Below are 17,466 nucleotides of genomic sequence, written 5' to 3'. Positions count from 1 at the left end.
TCTACATAGAAAGGAAAAGGGAAGATGGAACAACAGCTTAAACGACAACGTGGAACGGTTTATGTTGAAGACATTTTAATTGCTCACCATACGTTAAAAGATGTTGTATACCATACGCCACTGCAAAAAAACCCGCTGTTATCGGAACGATATCAATGCAATATTTATTTAAAGCGCGAAGATTTACAAGTCGTCCGCTCGTTTAAAATACGCGGTGCCTATAACCGAATGAAGCATTTGACAAAAGAGGAGCGAAAAAACGGCATTGTGTGTGCCAGTGCGGGAAATCATGCGCAAGGAGTGGCGTATTCGTGCCGCGTATTAGGTGTTCACGGCAAGATTTATATGCCAGCAACGACACCTCGGCAAAAAGTGTCGCAAGTACAGTTTTTTGGAAAAGATATGATCGAAATCATTTTAGTCGGTGATACGTTTGATGACTCGTTTAATCAAGCGGTTCAATGTGCCGAGCGAGAAGGGAGAACGTTTATTCATCCGTTTGATGATGAATATGTGATTGCCGGACAAGGAACGGTTGGCGTTGAAATACTTAACGATTGTGAAGAAACGATTGATTTTGTTTTTGCCAGCATCGGCGGCGGCGGACTCATTTCCGGCTTAGGGACATATATAAAGAGCATTTCCGCATCGACAAAGCTGATTGGTGTGGAGCCTGAAGGAGCACCGTCCATGAAGGCATCGCTGGAGAACGGAAAAGTCGTTACTTTGGATGAGATTGATAAATTCGTCGATGGAGCTGCAGTAAAAACGGTGGGGGAAAAAACGTTTGCTTTGACAAAAGACATCATTGATGACATTGTCGTGGTGCCTGAAGGGAAAGTGTGTACAACGATTTTAGAGTTGTACAATGAAAATGCCATTGTCGTTGAACCGGCAGGAGCGTTGCCGATTGCCGCTTTGGATTTTTACAAAGAACAAATCCGCGGAAAAACCGTCGTCTGCGTGATTAGCGGCGGCAATAATGACATCGGACGGATGCAGGAAATTAAAGAACGTTCGATGATCTACGAAGGCTTGCAGCATTACTTTATCGTCAATTTCCCACAGCGTGCCGGAGCGCTGCGCGAATTTTTAGATGAGGTGCTTGGACCGACAGATGATATTACCCGATTTGAATATACGAAGAAGAACAATAAAGAAAACGGTCCTGCGCTCGTTGGTATTGAATTAAAACGGCGGGAAGACTATGCACCGCTTATTGAGCGAATGAAGAAAAAAGGCTTCCCGTTTCAAGAAGTGAATAAAGACAGCAATTTGTTTAATTTACTTATATAAATGAAAAAGAGGCTGCTCTATTAAGTGTCTAACCTCATGCTGTGAGGTTTGGCACTTTAGGGTCAGCCTCTTTGTTTTATAAACGATTTATTTCCGTTTTTCATTCGTTCAATCAATGATTCACCGTTAAAATGAGCGTTGATGAACGTTTGAAAGGCAGTGGCTTGATGAATCAGTTCATGATTTTGTTCGTTTGCTTGATAAAGTTTATATGTTTCCTTCACAATGATTTTAACGAGTAGGAGAAGACAGCATTCTTCCGCATTGAATCTTCTTCGATGGAGTTGGTAAGAAACTCCCGCCTTTAAACAGAGTGTAGATGGGAGAGGTTCATCTCTTTACAACATCAAAGTAATTTTGTAAAAAATTTTTTAAAAAATTTGTTCATCCTTCACACGATTTGACATACTTCAACAAAGATTTAGTGTATAATAAAAGTAAATCGGTGAAAAAAGAGGATTGATATTTTGTTATTCAAAAGCCTGGAGTTCAAAAATGTGTATGGACAGAAGGTTAAAATTATCGAAATTCCTGTATTGGAGGAAGATAGCACATATCGATTTATGATTCAGCTGCGTCTTGAAGCGTTTATCAATAAGGTGTATTATTCGTACAACACAAAAACCGTTTTTTCGTTTCGTGATTATTTAAAAAAAGTGTTAAAATGGCCTGTATATGAACAAATATTTAAAGAAGATATACTTAAAAATAATGCATAGAAGCTAACCAAACGTGAAGTGTCAGATCCCGCATGTCATACACGATTTTTAGATGATGCGTGAGATCAGACACTTTATTTTGTTGGTCAGCTTTTTTGTTTATAAAATTGTCAATCTCTTTATGAATTTTTTATATAAATTCATTTCGATTAATTGTATAATAGACATCAAGGCTTAATTTTAGGAAGTGAAAGTATGAAGAAAGTAAGAGTAGTGACAGATTCAACCGTTGATTTATCGAATGACATCATTGAGAAGCTGCAAATTGAAGTTGTTCCGCTGACATTTACAATCGACGACAAGATGTATGTCGATCGCGTCGATATTACTCCGGATGAGTTTATGGAAAAAATGAAGCAGTCAAGTGAGCTTCCGAAAAGTTCTCAGCCTGCTGTTGGACAATTTGTTGAAGTATATAACCGCCTTAGTAAAGAAGGTTTCGATGTTATTTCGATCCATATGACAGGAGAAATGAGCGGGACCGTACGCTCGGCTGAAAGTGCCGCCATGTTGGCTGAAGCCAATGTGACGGTTATCGACTCCCGCTTTATTTCTGTGGCCCTTGGCTTTCAAGTCATTGAAGCGGCAAAGATGGCACAGGAAGGAAAAAGTATTGCCGAAATTACGAGGCGGCTTGATGAAATTCAGGCGAATACGTATTTATATGTAACGGTAGATACGCTCGAAAACTTGGTAAAAGGCGGAAGGATCGGACGCGGAAAAGCGTTAATTGGCTCGCTGTTAAACATTAAGCCGATTGCTTCGCTTGCTGATGGTGTATATACTCCAATAACGAAGGTGCGAAGCCATGCACAGATTGTGAAGTATTTGACAAAGCAATTTATCGAAGACACTAAGGGAAAAACAGTGAAAGCGGCAGGGATTGCGCACGCCGATTCGTTCGATTTGGCGAATCGCCTTAAAGAATCGATTGCCAAAGAGACAGGGATTACCGATATCGAGGTGATTTATACAACTCCCATTATCGCTACGCATACCGGTCCGGGAGCGATTGGTTTTATGTATTATGCAGAATGATATGTGATAAAAATCTCCCTTCACGCCGAAGGGGATTTTTATTGAAAGTTTTTTGAACATAAGCAAGATGCATTAAAAGAGTTTTTAAATTTTGTTAAAATAAAACAGTAATGATCTTTAAGAGGTGGACGGAGTATGAAAAAATGGGGAATTATGTTATTGATCTTCTCGTTTCTTTTGTTATCCGCATGCGGCAACAAAATTCCTGATGCAAAAAATTGGCCGATTGCTGATTTTACATTTACGGACCAAAATGGTCAGCCGTTTGGCTTGTCAGATTTAAAAGGAAAGGTGTGGGTCGCTGATTTTATTTTTACGAACTGTGAAACGGTTTGTCCGCCGATGACAGCGCATATGGCAAAGCTGCAGGACATGGCGGAAGAGGAAGGACTTGATGTCGAATTTGTGTCTTTTAGTGTTGATCCGGAAAATGATAAACCGGAAATATTAAAACAATATGTCAAGAAATTTGATGCGGACCTATCAAACTGGCATTTGCTGACTGGTTACAGCCAGGAAGAAATCGAAACATTTGCGCAGGAAAACTTTAAAACGATTGTAAAAAAACCGCAGCAAGACGACCAAGTCATTCATGGGACAGATTTTTATCTCGTCGATAAAGAGGGGAAAATTGTGAAATATTATAGCGGTGTAAAAGACACTCCTTATGAGGAGATCCTTAAGCATATAAAAGCTTTACAATGAAGAGGCTGATAAAGCAAAGTGTCAGACCCGGCAATCACAATGTAATATATAGTACATAACATTAGATGAGAATGCTATATATTATGGATTTTTCGTGAGGTCAGACACTTATGGCTCAGCCTCTTTTCGCTTTTCAGCATTAGGTTCATCTTTCTATCGTTCATACAAATGTGTTAAGATGACAATAGTTTCAATGATTTGTCTTAATAGGTGTGATGGTAAGTGAAAAAATGGGGTATATCTTTTATTGTATTATTGATGATGGCCAGTTGTTCAGCACGCTCGGCAAGCGTTCAAGAGGAAATACCAATGAGAGAGTTTGGTTTAACGGAGCCGTTAACGATTGCAGAAGACTTTTTTCCAAGGGATATGAACATTGTAGCGCTCGGTGACTCCTTGACGGAAGGAGTGGGAGATCGCACGAAAAGCGGAGGGTACCTTGCTTATTTAGAGCAAAAATTACTTGTACATAAGGCGATTAAAAGCGTTGCTGTAACAAACTTAGGGAAAAGAGGATTAAGAATTTCTCAATTAGATAAAGTGGTTAACAAAAACAAAGATGTTTTACAGCAAGCGGATATGATTATGATTACGATCGGCGGAAACGATATGATGAAAGTTGTCCGTTCTCATTTTTTCGATCTTTCTTACTCTTTGTTTGCAAAAGAGCAAAAGCAATTTGCGGTAAAATTGGAGAAGCTGCTTAAAACGCTCCGTTCGATTAATGAAGATGCACCTATCGTTTTATTTGGTTTGTATAATCCGTTTGGCTCTCTACAGGCGATCCCGGAAATTGAACAAGTGATCCAGCTTTGGAATGAAGGAAGCAAAGAAATTATGGATAAATATGAAAATACGGTGTTTGTAGAAGTGGCTGATTTATTTGCTAACCGTGATGATGTTCTTTACAGTGATCAGTTTCATCCGAATGATGTAGGTTACCAATTAATGGCCGAGAGAGTTTATGAAAGATTGGAAACAGAGGAGACGCTTGTTTTATGGATAAGAGAACAATGAAATGGAAGATGCTCTTTTTTGCGTTATTAGGAGGAAATATTGTTATTATTAGTATTATGCTGTTTTTCATGCTTCAACCGGCTGATGAAATAAAGAAGATGAAAGCATTGCCGAATGCGAATGCCGCAGAGCTGACCGTGCATTCGTCTAAAGAGCAGTTAAATTTAATCATTAACGATTATATTAAGAAAAAAACGAAAGACCATCCGTTGCAATATGATGTTCAATTAACGGATCGTGTACATTTAAAAAGTAAAATTCCTCTATTCGGAAGAGAAGTTGATTTTCTTGTGACATTTGAGCCGCAAGTGGTAGATAACGGCGATCTTAAGTTAGTCCATCCGGAGATGATGCTTGGTGAGCTGCGCTTGCCTGTTCATTATATACTGAAGTACTTGCAAAAAAATGCATCATTGCCAGAAGAAGTCGTTATTCATCCAGACGAAAGCTTCATTTACATTCACTTAAACGAAATCAACTTAAACAACGGGTACCGCATTCAAGCCAAAAAGTTCGATTTAGCGAACGACGAGATTGTATTAACATTGCTTGTTCCAATTCAGTCTAAGTAAAAAAGAGGCTGTCTTATACTTATAAGGGTCTGACCTCACGTGCATTTAACAATATACAGCTCATTGATCCAATATTATGTACTATATATTGTGTTATGGGGTCTGACCTTTAGCTTTTAAGGCAGCCTCTTTTTTGTTTATCATAAACAAACGGGAAGACTTTTGCTTCTAACAAAAGTAAAAAGCGGAAGCAGTTCAAAAAAGGAAATGCTATGAAAGAATACGCAATCCTTTTGGGTAATAGTTTTTCAACGTTCCTTTCACTTCTTTTCCCCATCCAAGCGAATATCCGTCAACAGTGACAAGAACCCATCCGTTATCATTGCCTGTTGGCAATGTTTCGCCCCGTAAATATTTTATATAGTCAGGCTCGTTTACATGAAGGCCGATCGATGCTTTGACATCGTTTCGTGTTAAAGAAAGCGCTAAAGCATGGTTCGGTTCGAAGCGGTTTTTCTTTACTTCGCCTAAATGGAGACCGGGACGAACGACCTTTAATCCGTCAAAATTTGGACATTCATCAGGCAGGGCAAACAAATGCTGCTCGAACGCATAAATTGTTTTATCGCATTTCCAATGGAGAAACTCCTTTTCAAACGTTTGATATTCACGTAATTGCTGCTTCGTTACATTGGATGCTGCGATTTTCCCTTTCCATTCATGCGCCGGACCTATTTTTTTCATTTTGGCAACAAAATGTCCTTCACCTTTTACATAATGCGGCCACAGGCGGGCAGTATAAGAAATTTCTTGAAGATTTGTTTTTGTCCATTCCGCTTTTCCGGGCTGAATACCGTGATGCTTTTCAATTGGAAGCAATACCATATCCGGATGGTTTTGCAGAAACTGCTCGACGGTTTGTTCGTTTTCTTCCGGTGAAAACGTGCAAGTAGAATAAACAAGAATACCGCCTTCTTTCAGCATCGCATACGCTGCTTCCAATATGTGCTGCTGCCCGTTAGCACATTTTTGCACATGGTCACAACTCCAATACTGCATAGCTTCAGGGTCTTTCCGGAACATTCCTTCCCCGGAGCACGGGGCATCGACAAGAATTTTATCAAAATATCCTTGAAAACGTTCTGCAAGTCTTTCTGGAGTTTCGTTCGTAACAAGCGTATTGGTGATACCTAGACGTTCAATGTTTTCTGATAATGCCTTTACACGTTTCGGATGAATTTCATTCGCTAACAAAAATCCAGTATTGTTCATCATGCCGGCGATTTGCGTTGATTTTCCACCCGGTGCAGCACATAAGTCCAATACTTTTTCACCCGGCTCGGGGTTTAATACTTCGGCTACAAACATGGCGCTCGGTTCTTGAATATAATAAAGTCCGGCCATATGGTATGGGTGTTTTCCCGGCTGACTTTCGGCAGGATAGTAAAATCCGTTAGAACAAAATGGCACGCGTTCTAACGGAATGGGAAAAACAGAAAGAAACCGTTCTTCACTGGTTTTCAAAGGATTAAGACGCAGCCCGTTTGCTTTTTCTTCGTTATATGTAGCAAAAAACGGCTCAGCTTCATCTTGTAAAAGAGTTTTCATTTTCGCGACAAAATCGCCTGGTAAATTCAACATCCAAAACTCCTCTCTGTCACTTTTGTATAGTGAAATTTTGCATTAGAGCCATTTCACCTTTGGTTCGGTTTTATTTATGATTCTCCGAATATTGGCGCGATGGCGGTAAAAGATAAAGGCTGCCTGCAAGGAAACGATCACCATTAATGGGATATCGTCAGTAAAGAAAACTGTATAAATAATGGCATATACTCCCGCTAACATCGAGGATAATGAAACATATTTCGAAATATAAAGAACGATAAAAAATACGGCGACGAGCGTTACAAATAGAAACGGAGAATAAAAGAGCAACACCCCGGCTGATGTCGCCACCGCTTTTCCTCCACGAAAACCGGCAAAGATAGGGTACATATGCCCAATAACGGCAAACAATCCCGCCAACAACGGATGGACATCAACGGAAAATAAAACAGGAAGACTTGCAGCGAGCGTCCCTTTTAAAATATCGGCAATAGTTACGATAAGTCCTGCTTTTACACCAAGAACGCGAAACGTATTCGTTCCCCCTAAATTTCCGCTTCCATGTTCGCGAATGTCGATTCCGTATCCAACTTTCCCGACAACAAGCGCAAACGGAATCGATCCGAGAAGGTAAGCTAATATAAGTATCAATGCTTTTGTCATCAATCTACATACACCCTTTACTCCATCGAATTCTCACATGATTTTATTTTACCATGCATAATAAAAAACGCTAGATAAGAAATATAACATGGATTTGTGCAACGAGTAAACGTATCTTCTTGAATAAAATAAACAAAAAGTGATAGATGCCTAGTTACAATTCTTTTACTTGCATTATTTTTTCAGAATAAGTAAACTTTGTATTAAATAAATTTTGTATGAAAATGAATAATGGTATCGGAAACATTAGGTGTTGACCACAATTCTGTATGAAAGACAGAGTTAAGCACGCAATTTTATGATAACGGAAAATAACAAATGGAAGGTGAAGTCAATGAAAACAACGGTAACATGGACAGGGCAAATGGCTTTCTCTGGTATCACTCCATCAGGACATGAAATCAAAATGGATGCAGCAGAAGAAGTAGGCGGACAAAATCATGGAGCAAGACCTACGGAATTGCTTTTACATGCAGTTGCAGGCTGTACAGGAATTGACATTATTTCGATTTTGCGAAAAATGCGTTTAAATCCTGTCGCTTTTCATATGGAAGTCGAAGGCACACGCGCTGAAGACCATCCGAGACGATTTACACATATTCACATTCATTATGCATTAGAAGGAGAGCTGCCTGAAGATAAAGTAATTCGCGCCATTCGGTTGTCGAAAGAGAAGTATTGTTCTGTTGCTCATTCACTAAATGCTGAGATTACAGCGAGCTATTCCATCAACGGTGTTGCCGGAAAGGAAAATATATAAACAGGCAGCACGATATTGACAATTCAAGGAATTTTAGCTTTATACAGTCATGTTTCCATACATAACTGTGTTAATCCAAAAATAAAAACGAGTGAATCACAGGAATGAAAGGAAGAACTGCGATTTCCGCTACCTAAGGCGGCTGGGATAAAACGGAAATCGAATTAGACAAAGATAACGTACAGAGGCTGATCCAAAAGTAAAATGTCAGACCCCACAGAAAATACACGTGAGGTTAGACTTTATGGATCAGCCTCTAAAACTGTGGGGCATGATAAACATGCGGACAAGTGGAACGTTTTTTATCCTTGAGCTTTTACTTAAAGGACAAAATTTTCTATCGTGATACGAAAACTCTGGTTATTGCTTTGTTTTAAAATTCTCCAAAATCAAAATTTGCATCAGCGAAGCGCTCCTCTTTGAAAGGATTCGCTGTCATTGAATAACCTCTTTTCTCCCAGTATCCCGCTTCATCCTCTTTCATAAAGCGAATTCCCGATGCCCATTTTGCTCCTTTCCATAAATAAAAGGAAGCCGGAGGGATAAATCGAAGAGGATAGCCGTGTTTAGGAGAAATGTCCTGCCAGTCGTGGTTTTTGTCTTTCCATCGGTACACAAACAAGGCGTCATCTCCCAGCAAAGCTTCAAGAGGCAAATTAGCCGAATATCCGAAGCGATCACCGTTTAAATATCCATAAATTTTAACGTATTTTACGTCTCGTTCGATTTCTACTAAGTTTAAAAATTCACGAAAGGCAATGCCTTCAAATGTCGTATCAAATTTGGACCATGTCGTCACACAATGCATATCAATGGTTGCGATTGTTTTTGGTAAATCCATGACTTCTTTATAGGATAAAGTAATTTCTTTTTTGACGTCGCCAAACAGTCGAAAATTCCATGTGTCTTCTTGAAATTCGTATACATCCCCTTCGTGGAGAACAGGCCACTTTTCTGTTTCAAATTGGCCAGGAGGCAGTTGTTTTTCCATCTCTTTTCATCCTTTCTTGCGGCAATTATTTTAAAAATAATGATACTGCTTTGCTCATCGTTATGCAAGGATAGAAAAGAGGGGCCCATATGTAATGGATATGACGGGCATTTTTGGTGTTCGCTGAAGTTCAGTTCAATTTTGTTGCATCGTTGTGGAGGAACGTTATATTCTAACAGATAAAGGATTGTTATCCTCCGGAGCAAATTTTGTCTACAGCAATTGAAATGTCTAAGTTTTATTACAAGAGAAAGAGGATGAAAGAATATGTCCAAAGAAAAGAGTACGAATCAGAAAATAAAACAGCTTCGTGATATTCCGTTGTCGGTTCTCGATCTCGTACCGATTGTCGAGGGAGGTACAGCGGCCGACTCTTTCCGAAATAGTCTCGAGCTTGCTCAGCATGTAGAAAAATGGGGATTTCACCGTTACTGGCTGGCCGAACATCACGGAATGCCTGGTGTCGCCAGTTCAGCAACATCAGTTGTAATAGGTTATATAGCATCCGGGACTTCCAACATTCGTGTAGGCTCCGGCGGCATTATGCTTCCGAATCATGCTCCTTTGGTGATTGCTGAGCAGTTCGGTACTCTAGAGTCGATGTATCCCGGCCGGATCGATCTTGGGGTAGGTCGTGCTCCGGGTACAGATCAGCTCACAGCCCGAGCATTAAGGCGCGATTTTCAAAGAACTGGCGATGATTTTCCGGAACTGTTGGCCGAATTGCGCTCTTATTTTAACCCGGATTCATCTAGCAGTCTGCGCGTGCGGGCGATTCCTGGCGAAGGTCTCAATATCCCGATTTGGTTATTAGGTTCGAGCGGGTTTAGCGCCCGATTGGCCGGTGAACTCGGATTACCTTTTGCTTTTGCCAGTCATTTTTCTCCGGATTATACTCTTCCAGCTCTAGAAATATACCGCAGCAGTTTCCGGCCTTCAGAAGCGCTTGATCAGCCATATGTGATGGTCGGCATTAATGTGATTGCTGCCGATACGGATGAAAAAGCACGATGGTTGGCAACCTCGCAGGAGCTGCAATTTTTAAATTTAATACGCGGTCAGCCAACTCCGTTGCAACCGCCGGTAGAGAATATCGATGAAATATGGAATGATCACGAAAAGGCAGCTGTCAGACAGCAGCTGCGCTACATGATCACCGGCAGCCCAGAAACCGTCAAGGAGAAATTGCAGGCATTTTTAGATGTTACTCAGGCTGATGAGTTCATCATCCATACGCAAATTTTTGACCATGAGGCGCGTTTACGCTCCTACGAGATTCTCGCCGAAGTTGTCTTGGGGAAATAAACGGTCTCCAGCTGTTTTGCTGGGGATGCATAGAGTCCATCGAGGAATGAGGCTGCTTCACAAACGAAGGAAACAGGCGGCTCGTGCTTTAGTGCGGAGCGGAATGTATTTTTGTTGATTGTTTTATTCAATAGAATTTCCAATCGAATCAACCGAAAGTCGTTTTCTGTCCGGTTGATTTTATCGAAGCGACTTTCCTTATTTCCGTCGAAACGACTCAGATAAGGGGAGTCGCCGTTTTATTCTTCTTTTATCCTTTCTTTTTGTAACAGTCTGTTATGCAGTTTAGAAAAAATAAGCAATGCAACAATCGAACCGACCAAGCTACATAACATATCCCATTGTGTATCCCAAATATCGCCTTGGGTTCCTAAAAAGTCTTTAATGGCTTTTCCATCCTTTGCTATTTTAGAAGCTAACCATTCGATAATCTCGTACAATGCAGCGATGGCCAGCGACATACTTAAAACAATGGTAAATAACCAAGCTCCTTTTGTTAATGGAGTTTTCCGCAGTAACATTTCTCTCAGAACAATCGCAAATAATCCTTTAAGCAAATGCCCAAATCGATCGTAATGATTTCTCTCTAAGTTCCAAATATCCTTTATCCAATTAAAAAGAGGGACTTTTGAATAAATATAATGCCCGCCGACGAACATAATGATGGCTAGAATCGAAATAATGACATAAGAGAGAGTCGTGAAACGGAATTGATTGTATGCGGCGATGACGATGATCAAACCGACAACGGCAGGGCTGACCTCCAACAGCCAAGTCAGGTAACTGGCTGGTTTGATCGCTGACCAAATAAAAACGGCAGTAACGACCAATAGTAGAAGTAGATGAATTCTTTTCATTTTATTCGCTCCTTTGGAAGAACGGTTTTATTTACAGTATTTGAAAAAAATCTGTTTTCATACAGGGGATTGAATAATGGTCGTGTTGAAAAGTTGGTGTTAAAGAAACATAATGAATATTATGTAAACTTATTAAAATAATGACTCGGAAAAGGTATTCCCGAAAAGAGAGAAAGACTATTTTTTAACCATCAAATGCCCTCTGTAACAAAAAAGCGGAACAATATGTGTTTGAATTTATTTTGTTAATCAATTATTTATTATTCCGTCTATCATTTTTTGATTTTGAACTACGCACCCCGTTATCTTAAGGATTGTAAAAATTTTCAGTTTATTTACCCCTCATCATAAAATACACTTTATTTTTCGCCAAAATATGCCGACTAAGAATTCGGACGGCGAAAATATAGGATTTTTTGTGTAGACACTCCTCAAAAATATGTTAATTCGACGCTCTCTTCTCTAAAACATTGATCATTTCAACATTGGCTGTAATTATCATTTCTGTCCTCCGTCCATTCACATGGAGTGTCAGGGGGGAGTGAATGTGTTTTTGAACAGCTGAGATTTGACCGAGAAGGTGAAGCCTTTCTCATGAGAGTATAAACAAAAGTACGATAAATCCGATACATAAATATATAGCTACAATTATCATCAAGAAAGGTGGGAGACAATAGGAAATGTTACTTCGAAATTTAAAAATTGGGAAAAAATTGGTGATATTAGTTGTGATTTCGGTATTATTTATAGGAGGGGTTGGGATTACAGGTTATCATTATATGAACGAAATGTCGAACAATTCCGAGAAAATGTACACGGATCGGCTATTGCCCATTAAATGGCTCGGTCAATTTCGTATTAATAATAGGGCCATCGATTCTTTTATGTTGGAGTTAATGATCACAGAAGACCTTGCAACAATAAATGATTTAGAAACGCAAATGAAGGAGAGGTTGAATCAAAATGTACAATTAATCAGTGAATACGAGAGAACCAGATTAAATCAATTTGAAAGCGAAAAACTTGCCCAGCTTAAAGAAATATATCAAAAATATGAAAGTCAAGTTCAGCAAGTATTGAGTTTAGTGAAGGAAAATAAACAAAAGGATGCTTACAATCTATTGTCTCAAATAAAAAGCCTGCGGAGTCAGGTAAACAAGTTAGCTCAAGAACTCGGCGATTATAACGAAGAAATAGCGGACAATCTATATCACCTAAATCATAACAGCAAGAAAAAAGCTTCTGTTATTATGATTGGTATTACGCTATTCGCCGTAGGCTTGAGTTCCTTGTTCGGCTTCTTGATCACCCGAATGATTACAAATCCTCTTAAAGACATACAAACCTTAATGGCTCAGGCTGAGACAGGTAATTTTGCGATAAAAGCGGCGTATCAATCCAAAGATGAGCTTGGAATATTATCAAATTCCTTCAATAAAATGGTTAACGGTTTGCGTGAGTTGGTTCAACAAGTCACAGAAACATCAGAACATGTAGCAGCTTCGTCTGAAGAGCTTACCGCAAGTGCGGAACAAATGAATAAAGCAACGGAACAAATTGCTTTAACGATTCAGGAAGTAGCTGCAGGAGCAGAAAAACAAGCTCAAAGTGTAGAGGAGACTTCGAAAATCATTAACGAAATGTCCATAAGAGCCCAGCAGATTGCCGACAATGCACAAAAAGTGTCAACGATGGCTGTTTTAACTTCGGAAAAAGCAGTTGAAGGGAAACAAACGATTAAAACTTCCATTCAACAAATGAACTCAATTAATCAAACCGTTTCTGGATTAGCAAAATTGATAAAAGGCTTAGGAGACCGTTCCGAAGAAATTGGGAAAATCATTGAAGTTATTACTGATATTGCTGCCCAAACAAACCTTTTAGCATTAAATGCGGCAATTGAAGCAGCAAGAGCAGGAGAAAATGGACGAGGCTTTGCGGTTGTTGCTGACGAGGTACGCAGGCTGGCGGAACAATCAGCTGAATCGGCCCAGCAAATTTCACAATTAATCAACTCGATTCAAGATGAAACGCAAAAAGCAGTTCAATCAATGGATAGGGCTACTCTTGAAGTGGAAGAAGGTATTGTCATCGTTAACACTGCTGGAGATCAATTTGAACAAATTCAGCACTCTGTGAGCGAAGTGGCAGGCGAAATACAAGGAGTTTCATCTGCTGTTCAACAAATGGCCGCAAGTACAGAGCAGATTCTTCATTCCATTAATGTGATTACAGAAGCTGCCGAAGTTGCGGCATCAGGAACACAAAATATTTCTGCCGCAACCGAAGAGCAATTGGCCACTATGGAGGAAATTACTGCTTCAGCCACTACTCTGGCCAGAATGGCGGAAGAATTACAAAGTCTTGTTGGAAAGTTTAAAGTATAACGATCGAACCACAAACGTGTTACATCTATGGGGCGGAATGTATACTTCCGCCTCTTTTTGTTTCCTGTTTTGTCCGAACTGCTTGATAATCCAATGCTTTTCATTGATCTTTCCAGTCTTGCAATAGGTCCAAGAATTTGAGGATCATTTTTTGATCCTTGATGCTCATTGTTTGCAAACGTGTGACGATTTGGGACAATGTGTACTCGTGAGAATTGGCATGCGGATTGATCGACCGGAAGAGGTCTTCTAATGAAATCTCCAGAGCGTTAGCCACCTTTTCTACGCTTTCCAAAGTGGCGTTTTTCTCTCCACGCTCCAATTGTCCTATGTATGTAGTGTGGAGATTGGCTTTATGAGCTAATTCCTCTTGGCTCAATCCCTTCTCTTTGCGGAAATTTCGAATCCGCTCCCCAATAAGTTTTGGCAAATTACTCATATTATCACCTCATAGGTAACTGTAGCTTCAATCTTTAAAGTTATCGAAGAGACTATAGATATTAAAAATTTATTTTGATATACTATAGATATAATTAGGTATCTTTTTTATCTAAGGATTGATTAGATATCCGTTTTTAATAAACTATGTCGAAGAAATCGAACATGGATTAGTATAGGTATACATACCTATGCTGTTTATTCTCTAACTGTCTCAAATGATTTAGATAGGGAGTTTTTACTGTGTCAGTCGCAAATGAAATGCTTTTAGATGATATCATACGAAAGAAATTGTTCCATCATGTTTACCAACCGATATATGCTTTGGAAGATTGGAAAGTATTCGGTTATGAAGCTTTGTTACGTTGTAAGTTCTTCCAAAATCCCGAAAGTCTTTTTCAATTTGCAATGAAAAAAAACAGGCTGTATGACTTGGATACTTGTTCTGTTCAGCTTGCTTTGTCTTCTGTAAAAGAAATTCACACAAAATTCGTGAATGTATATCCTTCTACTGTGCTTCACTCGTTTTTTCCTAACTTTCTGAATAGCGTACAGTCTTCCAATCGAAACATTGTGTTTGAAATCAACGAAGCAGAAAAAATTTCAGACATGGGAGCACTCAGAAGAGAAATCATTTTTTTGAAGGACAAGGGGTATACCGTTGCACTTGATGATTTTGGCAAAGGAGAATTATCATTGCGAACCGTCATCGAACTGGAGCCAGACTTTGTGAAGTTAGATCGATATTTTGCCATTGATTTAGCTGTTTCAAAAAAAAAACAAGAAGTGATTCAAATGCTTTTGGACATTTGTCATGATAAAAATATGAAATTGATTTTGGAAGGGATTGAAGAGCCAGCGGATTTAGCGGTTGCGAAAGCATTGGGTGTTCATTTTGGACAAGGATACTTATTAGGGGAACCAATTCCAATAACAGAGTAATTCTACTTCAAGTCTGCATTTGTTGACTAGTTCTGTTAAAAAACTTTGTTGATTTTTTATGTTGAACACATGGTATAATAAAAGAAATTACTTGGGGGAATTGGAGATGGAAGATACACTAAAACAAATTCTTAGCGAGTTACAGAGAGTAAACAATCGGTTAGGCGGTTTAGAAAATGGCCAGAAGCAATTAAGTGAACGATTAGATGGTTTAGAAAATGGCCAGAAGCAATTAAGTGAACGATTAGATGGTTTAGAAAATGGCCAGAAGCAATTAAGCGAACGATTAGATGGTTTAGAAAACGGCCAGAAGCAATTAAGCGAACGATTAGATGGTTTAGAAAATGGCCAGAAGCAATTAAGCGAACGATTAGATGGTTTAGAAAATGGCCAGAAGCAATTAAGCGAACGATTAGATGGTTTAGAAAATGGCCAGAAGCAATTAAGCGAACGATTAGATGGTTTAGAAAATGGCCAGAAGCAATTAAGTGAACGGTTAAATAGCTTGGAACAAGGGCAAAAAGAAATACGTTTTGAACTTGTTGAGCTGAAAAAAGGGCAAGAGCAGCTGCAAAAAAATTTAATTGACAGTCTTGGTGCATATACTGAGAAAATTGTTGAATATGTCGATGACAAAACATCAGCACTTAACAAACGTGTATATGCGGTGGAGACAGACATTCAACGTATACTAAGACTTTGAATAATAGGAGCGGAAAGCTCTTTTTTTGTTTTGTTCATTATCAACAATGTGTTGAAAAACACATTTCTACGAATGGAAGTATTACTTCAAAAAGCAGGAGTAAAGCTTTTTTGCTAAAGTAAAGAGCAGGGATGTTTAGTAAATTTAATTAGCTCAATTGGATTTGCTTTTAGGGAAGAGAACTTTGATGGTTAGTTTTCCACATATGTAAATATATGAGATGAAGAAGACACTAATGAAAGGAAGTGGGTGTCTTTTTTCTTTTTAGGATAATATGAATAGTGATAATATTTTTTTAAAAAGAGGGAGTGGTCAATATTTTTTATACAATATTATTATTCTTATTTGCAGGTTTAGCTGAAATAGGTGGAGGATATCTTATATGGCAATGGTTGAGGGAAGGTAAACCCTTCTACTTAGGTTTAATTGGGGGAATAGCTTTAGCATTGTATGGAGTTATAGCTACATTTCAATCATTCCCTTCATTTGTCAGAGTCTATGCTGCATATGGAGGGGTTTTTATTATTCTTTCTGTACTGTGGGGCTGGGGGATAGATAAACAAACCCCTGATTTATATGATTGGTTAGGGGTGGTAATATGTTTGGTTGGTGTTTCTGTAATGCTCTGGGCACCGAGACATTAAACAAAAAATGGCAGTCTGAGGACAGCAATTAAGAAAGAATAAATCTAATTTGCATACTATCATCCAACATGATTGTCATTCTGTTAATTGGTATGCTAATTTAGTTGCGATTTTATACGATAAAACAATAAAAATGCTGATATATCAATAAAAATAAATCGACTAGCGAAAAAAAAGAGGAAAGGTTAAAGTATCAACTTACTCTAACCTCTCCTCTAGTCCAGCTTTACGAATGGAATAAACGACTGAACCTGTAGCTACAATGTTTGTAAACGTTCCTAATGCTCTTCATGAAAAAGGAGTATTTATTTTTATTGGCATAAATTTAATCTTCCTCATCATCTTCTTCATCCGCAAATTCAAAATCTGCTTCTGTTCCATCCATATATTCCGCAACAATTTTTACCTCTGCAGTCTTCCCTTTTTTTACTGCATCTAAAATTGTCTGTAAAGCTTCTTCTGTCGAAGTATCGGGGGAGAGAGAAAAACCATTCGTGAATTCACATTTAATTTTCGCTTTTCTAATTTCGTGTGTCATGATTTTGTTCCTCCATCATTTTTTTAAAGTGTTCACTTATACAAATATGCTTATTAGCCCTTACTTGTGATTATTTTCTCTATAAGTAGATGGAGTAAAAAGAGGCTGTCCAAGGTCAGACTCCACGACACAATATATAGGACATCATGTTAAATAAATGATATGGTGACCTTATGATACCAAAAAAGGAACGGTTTTCTTCTTTTTTGCCAAAAAAATTCCCCAAAAGTGAACAATATACGAACACTTTTGAGACATCCTTGTTTTTATATAGTTGAAAAAATTTTCGAAAACTAAAAGCTAAATTATAACTCTTTACGTCTAATAATTGATAAAGCAATTATTG

At 38.7% G+C, this 17,466-nt stretch carries 19 protein-coding genes; 12 read left to right on the top strand and 7 right to left on the bottom strand.

The annotated features are described in order from the left end of the window. Positions 1-24: 24 nt before the first annotated feature. Positions 25-1,296: a threonine ammonia-lyase IlvA gene (gene ilvA / locus B0I26_RS10640; RefSeq protein WP_111645422.1), complete on the top strand. Its 1,272-nt coding sequence runs from the start codon at positions 25-27 to the stop codon at positions 1,294-1,296. Positions 1,297-1,358: 62 nt separating this feature from the next. Here the strand turns inward: ilvA and B0I26_RS18275 are convergent, their stop codons facing one another. Then, the gene (locus B0I26_RS18275; protein ID WP_181502841.1) at positions 1,359-1,520 is read right to left on the bottom strand and encodes a hypothetical protein; all 162 of its coding nucleotides are present in this window, start codon (positions 1,518-1,520) and stop codon (positions 1,359-1,361) included. A 243-nt stretch (positions 1,521-1,763) separates the two neighbouring features. Here B0I26_RS18275 and B0I26_RS10635 point away from each other — a divergent pair, with 243 nt between their 5' ends. The 5 genes from B0I26_RS10635 (at position 1,764) to B0I26_RS10615 (ending at position 5,347) form a co-directional block, all read left to right on the top strand. Continuing rightward, positions 1,764-2,015 carry a DUF2535 family protein gene (locus B0I26_RS10635; protein ID WP_111645421.1) on the top strand — a complete coding sequence of 84 codons (252 nt, stop codon included), beginning with the start codon at positions 1,764-1,766 and terminating at the stop codon, positions 2,013-2,015. A 195-nt stretch (positions 2,016-2,210) separates the two neighbouring features. Continuing rightward, positions 2,211-3,053 carry a DegV family protein gene (locus B0I26_RS10630; RefSeq protein WP_111645420.1) on the top strand — a complete coding sequence of 281 codons (843 nt, stop codon included), beginning with the start codon at positions 2,211-2,213 and terminating at the stop codon, positions 3,051-3,053. Between the two features lie 135 nt (positions 3,054-3,188). Next, complete coding sequence (locus B0I26_RS10625) at positions 3,189-3,758, top strand: SCO family protein (RefSeq protein ID WP_111645419.1); 570 nt, start codon at positions 3,189-3,191, stop codon at positions 3,756-3,758. A gap of 222 nt (positions 3,759-3,980) precedes the next feature. Beyond that, the gene (locus B0I26_RS10620; RefSeq protein WP_111645418.1) at positions 3,981-4,775 is read left to right on the top strand and encodes an SGNH/GDSL hydrolase family protein; all 795 of its coding nucleotides are present in this window, start codon (positions 3,981-3,983) and stop codon (positions 4,773-4,775) included. Continuing rightward, positions 4,757-5,347, top strand: a complete 591-nt coding sequence (locus B0I26_RS10615) for a YpmS family protein (RefSeq protein ID WP_111645417.1) — start codon at positions 4,757-4,759, stop codon at positions 5,345-5,347. Before B0I26_RS10620 ends, B0I26_RS10615 begins: the two co-directional genes overlap by 19 nt. Before the next feature lie 210 nt (positions 5,348-5,557). Here B0I26_RS10615 and B0I26_RS10610 read toward each other — a convergent pair whose 3' ends face one another. Together B0I26_RS10610 and plsY are read right to left on the bottom strand one after the other, a co-directional pair. Further along, on the bottom strand, positions 5,558-6,928 hold the full coding sequence (locus B0I26_RS10610) for an RsmF rRNA methyltransferase first C-terminal domain-containing protein (RefSeq protein ID WP_111645416.1): 1,371 nt from the start codon (positions 6,926-6,928) through the stop codon (positions 5,558-5,560). Positions 6,929-6,970: 42 nt separating this feature from the next. Then, positions 6,971-7,555 carry a glycerol-3-phosphate 1-O-acyltransferase PlsY gene (plsY, locus tag B0I26_RS10605; RefSeq protein ID WP_111645415.1) on the bottom strand — a complete coding sequence of 195 codons (585 nt, stop codon included), beginning with the start codon at positions 7,553-7,555 and terminating at the stop codon, positions 6,971-6,973. Positions 7,556-7,889: 334 nt separating this feature from the next. On the opposite strand from plsY, the gene B0I26_RS10600 reads away from it, so the two are divergent. After that, positions 7,890-8,315, top strand: a complete 426-nt coding sequence (locus B0I26_RS10600) for an OsmC family protein (protein WP_111645414.1) — start codon at positions 7,890-7,892, stop codon at positions 8,313-8,315. A gap of 373 nt (positions 8,316-8,688) precedes the next feature. Here the strand turns inward: B0I26_RS10600 and B0I26_RS10595 are convergent, their stop codons facing one another. Further along, positions 8,689-9,306 carry a molybdopterin-dependent oxidoreductase gene (locus B0I26_RS10595; RefSeq protein ID WP_111645413.1) on the bottom strand — a complete coding sequence of 206 codons (618 nt, stop codon included), beginning with the start codon at positions 9,304-9,306 and terminating at the stop codon, positions 8,689-8,691. Between the two features lie 267 nt (positions 9,307-9,573). On the opposite strand from B0I26_RS10595, the gene B0I26_RS10590 reads away from it, so the two are divergent. Beyond that, positions 9,574-10,611, top strand: coding sequence for an LLM class flavin-dependent oxidoreductase (locus B0I26_RS10590; protein ID WP_111645412.1), 1,038 nt, complete (start codon positions 9,574-9,576; stop codon positions 10,609-10,611). A gap of 239 nt (positions 10,612-10,850) precedes the next feature. Here B0I26_RS10590 and B0I26_RS10585 read toward each other — a convergent pair whose 3' ends face one another. Next, positions 10,851-11,468, bottom strand: coding sequence for a DUF2238 domain-containing protein (locus tag B0I26_RS10585; RefSeq protein WP_111645411.1), 618 nt, complete (start codon positions 11,466-11,468; stop codon positions 10,851-10,853). 680 nt (positions 11,469-12,148) lie between these two features. Between B0I26_RS10585 and B0I26_RS10580 the strand changes: the two genes are divergently transcribed. Next, positions 12,149-13,855: a methyl-accepting chemotaxis protein gene (locus B0I26_RS10580; RefSeq protein WP_111645410.1), complete on the top strand. Its 1,707-nt coding sequence runs from the start codon at positions 12,149-12,151 to the stop codon at positions 13,853-13,855. A gap of 100 nt (positions 13,856-13,955) precedes the next feature. Here B0I26_RS10580 and B0I26_RS10575 read toward each other — a convergent pair whose 3' ends face one another. Beyond that, the gene (locus B0I26_RS10575) at positions 13,956-14,294 is read right to left on the bottom strand and encodes a helix-turn-helix domain-containing protein (protein WP_111645409.1); all 339 of its coding nucleotides are present in this window, start codon (positions 14,292-14,294) and stop codon (positions 13,956-13,958) included. Positions 14,295-14,536: 242 nt separating this feature from the next. Between B0I26_RS10575 and B0I26_RS10570 the strand changes: the two genes are divergently transcribed. From B0I26_RS10570 to B0I26_RS10560, 3 genes are all read left to right on the top strand, one after another. Next, on the top strand, positions 14,537-15,235 hold the full coding sequence (locus B0I26_RS10570) for an EAL domain-containing protein (RefSeq protein WP_111645408.1): 699 nt from the start codon (positions 14,537-14,539) through the stop codon (positions 15,233-15,235). Positions 15,236-15,341: 106 nt separating this feature from the next. Next, positions 15,342-15,938 carry a hypothetical protein gene (locus tag B0I26_RS10565; RefSeq protein ID WP_111645407.1) on the top strand — a complete coding sequence of 199 codons (597 nt, stop codon included), beginning with the start codon at positions 15,342-15,344 and terminating at the stop codon, positions 15,936-15,938. 317 nt (positions 15,939-16,255) lie between these two features. Then, positions 16,256-16,582, top strand: coding sequence for a YnfA family protein (locus B0I26_RS10560; RefSeq protein ID WP_111645486.1), 327 nt, complete (start codon positions 16,256-16,258; stop codon positions 16,580-16,582). Between the two features lie 325 nt (positions 16,583-16,907). On the opposite strand, the gene B0I26_RS10555 is transcribed toward B0I26_RS10560, so the two are convergent. Then, complete coding sequence (locus B0I26_RS10555; RefSeq protein WP_111645406.1) at positions 16,908-17,120, bottom strand: hypothetical protein; 213 nt, start codon at positions 17,118-17,120, stop codon at positions 16,908-16,910. Positions 17,121-17,466 lie beyond the last annotated feature (346 nt).

The sequence above is a fragment of the Paranoxybacillus vitaminiphilus genome, from assembly GCF_003259935.1.
GTDB classification, from domain to species: Bacteria; Bacillota; Bacilli; order Bacillales; family Anoxybacillaceae; genus Paranoxybacillus; species Paranoxybacillus vitaminiphilus.
This window is presented reverse-complemented; position numbering and strand designations above follow the sequence as displayed.

Bases quoted from the DNA above. Each gene is read 5' to 3' on its own strand.
- ilvA (WP_111645422.1), top strand. From the start codon at position 25: ATGGAACAACAGCTTAAACGACAACGTGGAACGGTTTATGTTGAAGAC.
- B0I26_RS10630 (WP_111645420.1), top strand. From the start codon at position 2,211: ATGAAGAAAGTAAGAGTAGTGACAGATTCAACCGTTGATTTATCGAAT.
- B0I26_RS10625 (WP_111645419.1), top strand. From the start codon at position 3,189: ATGAAAAAATGGGGAATTATGTTATTGATCTTCTCGTTTCTTTTGTTA.
- B0I26_RS10615 (WP_111645417.1), top strand. From the start codon at position 4,757: ATGGATAAGAGAACAATGAAATGGAAGATGCTCTTTTTTGCGTTATTA.
- B0I26_RS10610 (WP_111645416.1), bottom strand. From the start codon at position 6,928: ATGTTGAATTTACCAGGCGATTTTGTCGCGAAAATGAAAACTCTTTTA.
- plsY (WP_111645415.1), bottom strand. From the start codon at position 7,555: ATGACAAAAGCATTGATACTTATATTAGCTTACCTTCTCGGATCGATT.
- B0I26_RS10600 (WP_111645414.1), top strand. From the start codon at position 7,890: ATGAAAACAACGGTAACATGGACAGGGCAAATGGCTTTCTCTGGTATC.
- B0I26_RS10595 (WP_111645413.1), bottom strand. From the start codon at position 9,306: ATGGAAAAACAACTGCCTCCTGGCCAATTTGAAACAGAAAAGTGGCCT.
- B0I26_RS10590 (WP_111645412.1), top strand. From the start codon at position 9,574: ATGTCCAAAGAAAAGAGTACGAATCAGAAAATAAAACAGCTTCGTGAT.
- B0I26_RS10585 (WP_111645411.1), bottom strand. From the start codon at position 11,468: ATGAAAAGAATTCATCTACTTCTACTATTGGTCGTTACTGCCGTTTTT.
- B0I26_RS10580 (WP_111645410.1), top strand. From the start codon at position 12,149: ATGTTACTTCGAAATTTAAAAATTGGGAAAAAATTGGTGATATTAGTT.
- B0I26_RS10575 (WP_111645409.1), bottom strand. From the start codon at position 14,294: ATGAGTAATTTGCCAAAACTTATTGGGGAGCGGATTCGAAATTTCCGC.
- B0I26_RS10565 (WP_111645407.1), top strand. From the start codon at position 15,342: ATGGAAGATACACTAAAACAAATTCTTAGCGAGTTACAGAGAGTAAAC.
- B0I26_RS10555 (WP_111645406.1), bottom strand. From the start codon at position 17,120: ATGACACACGAAATTAGAAAAGCGAAAATTAAATGTGAATTCACGAAT.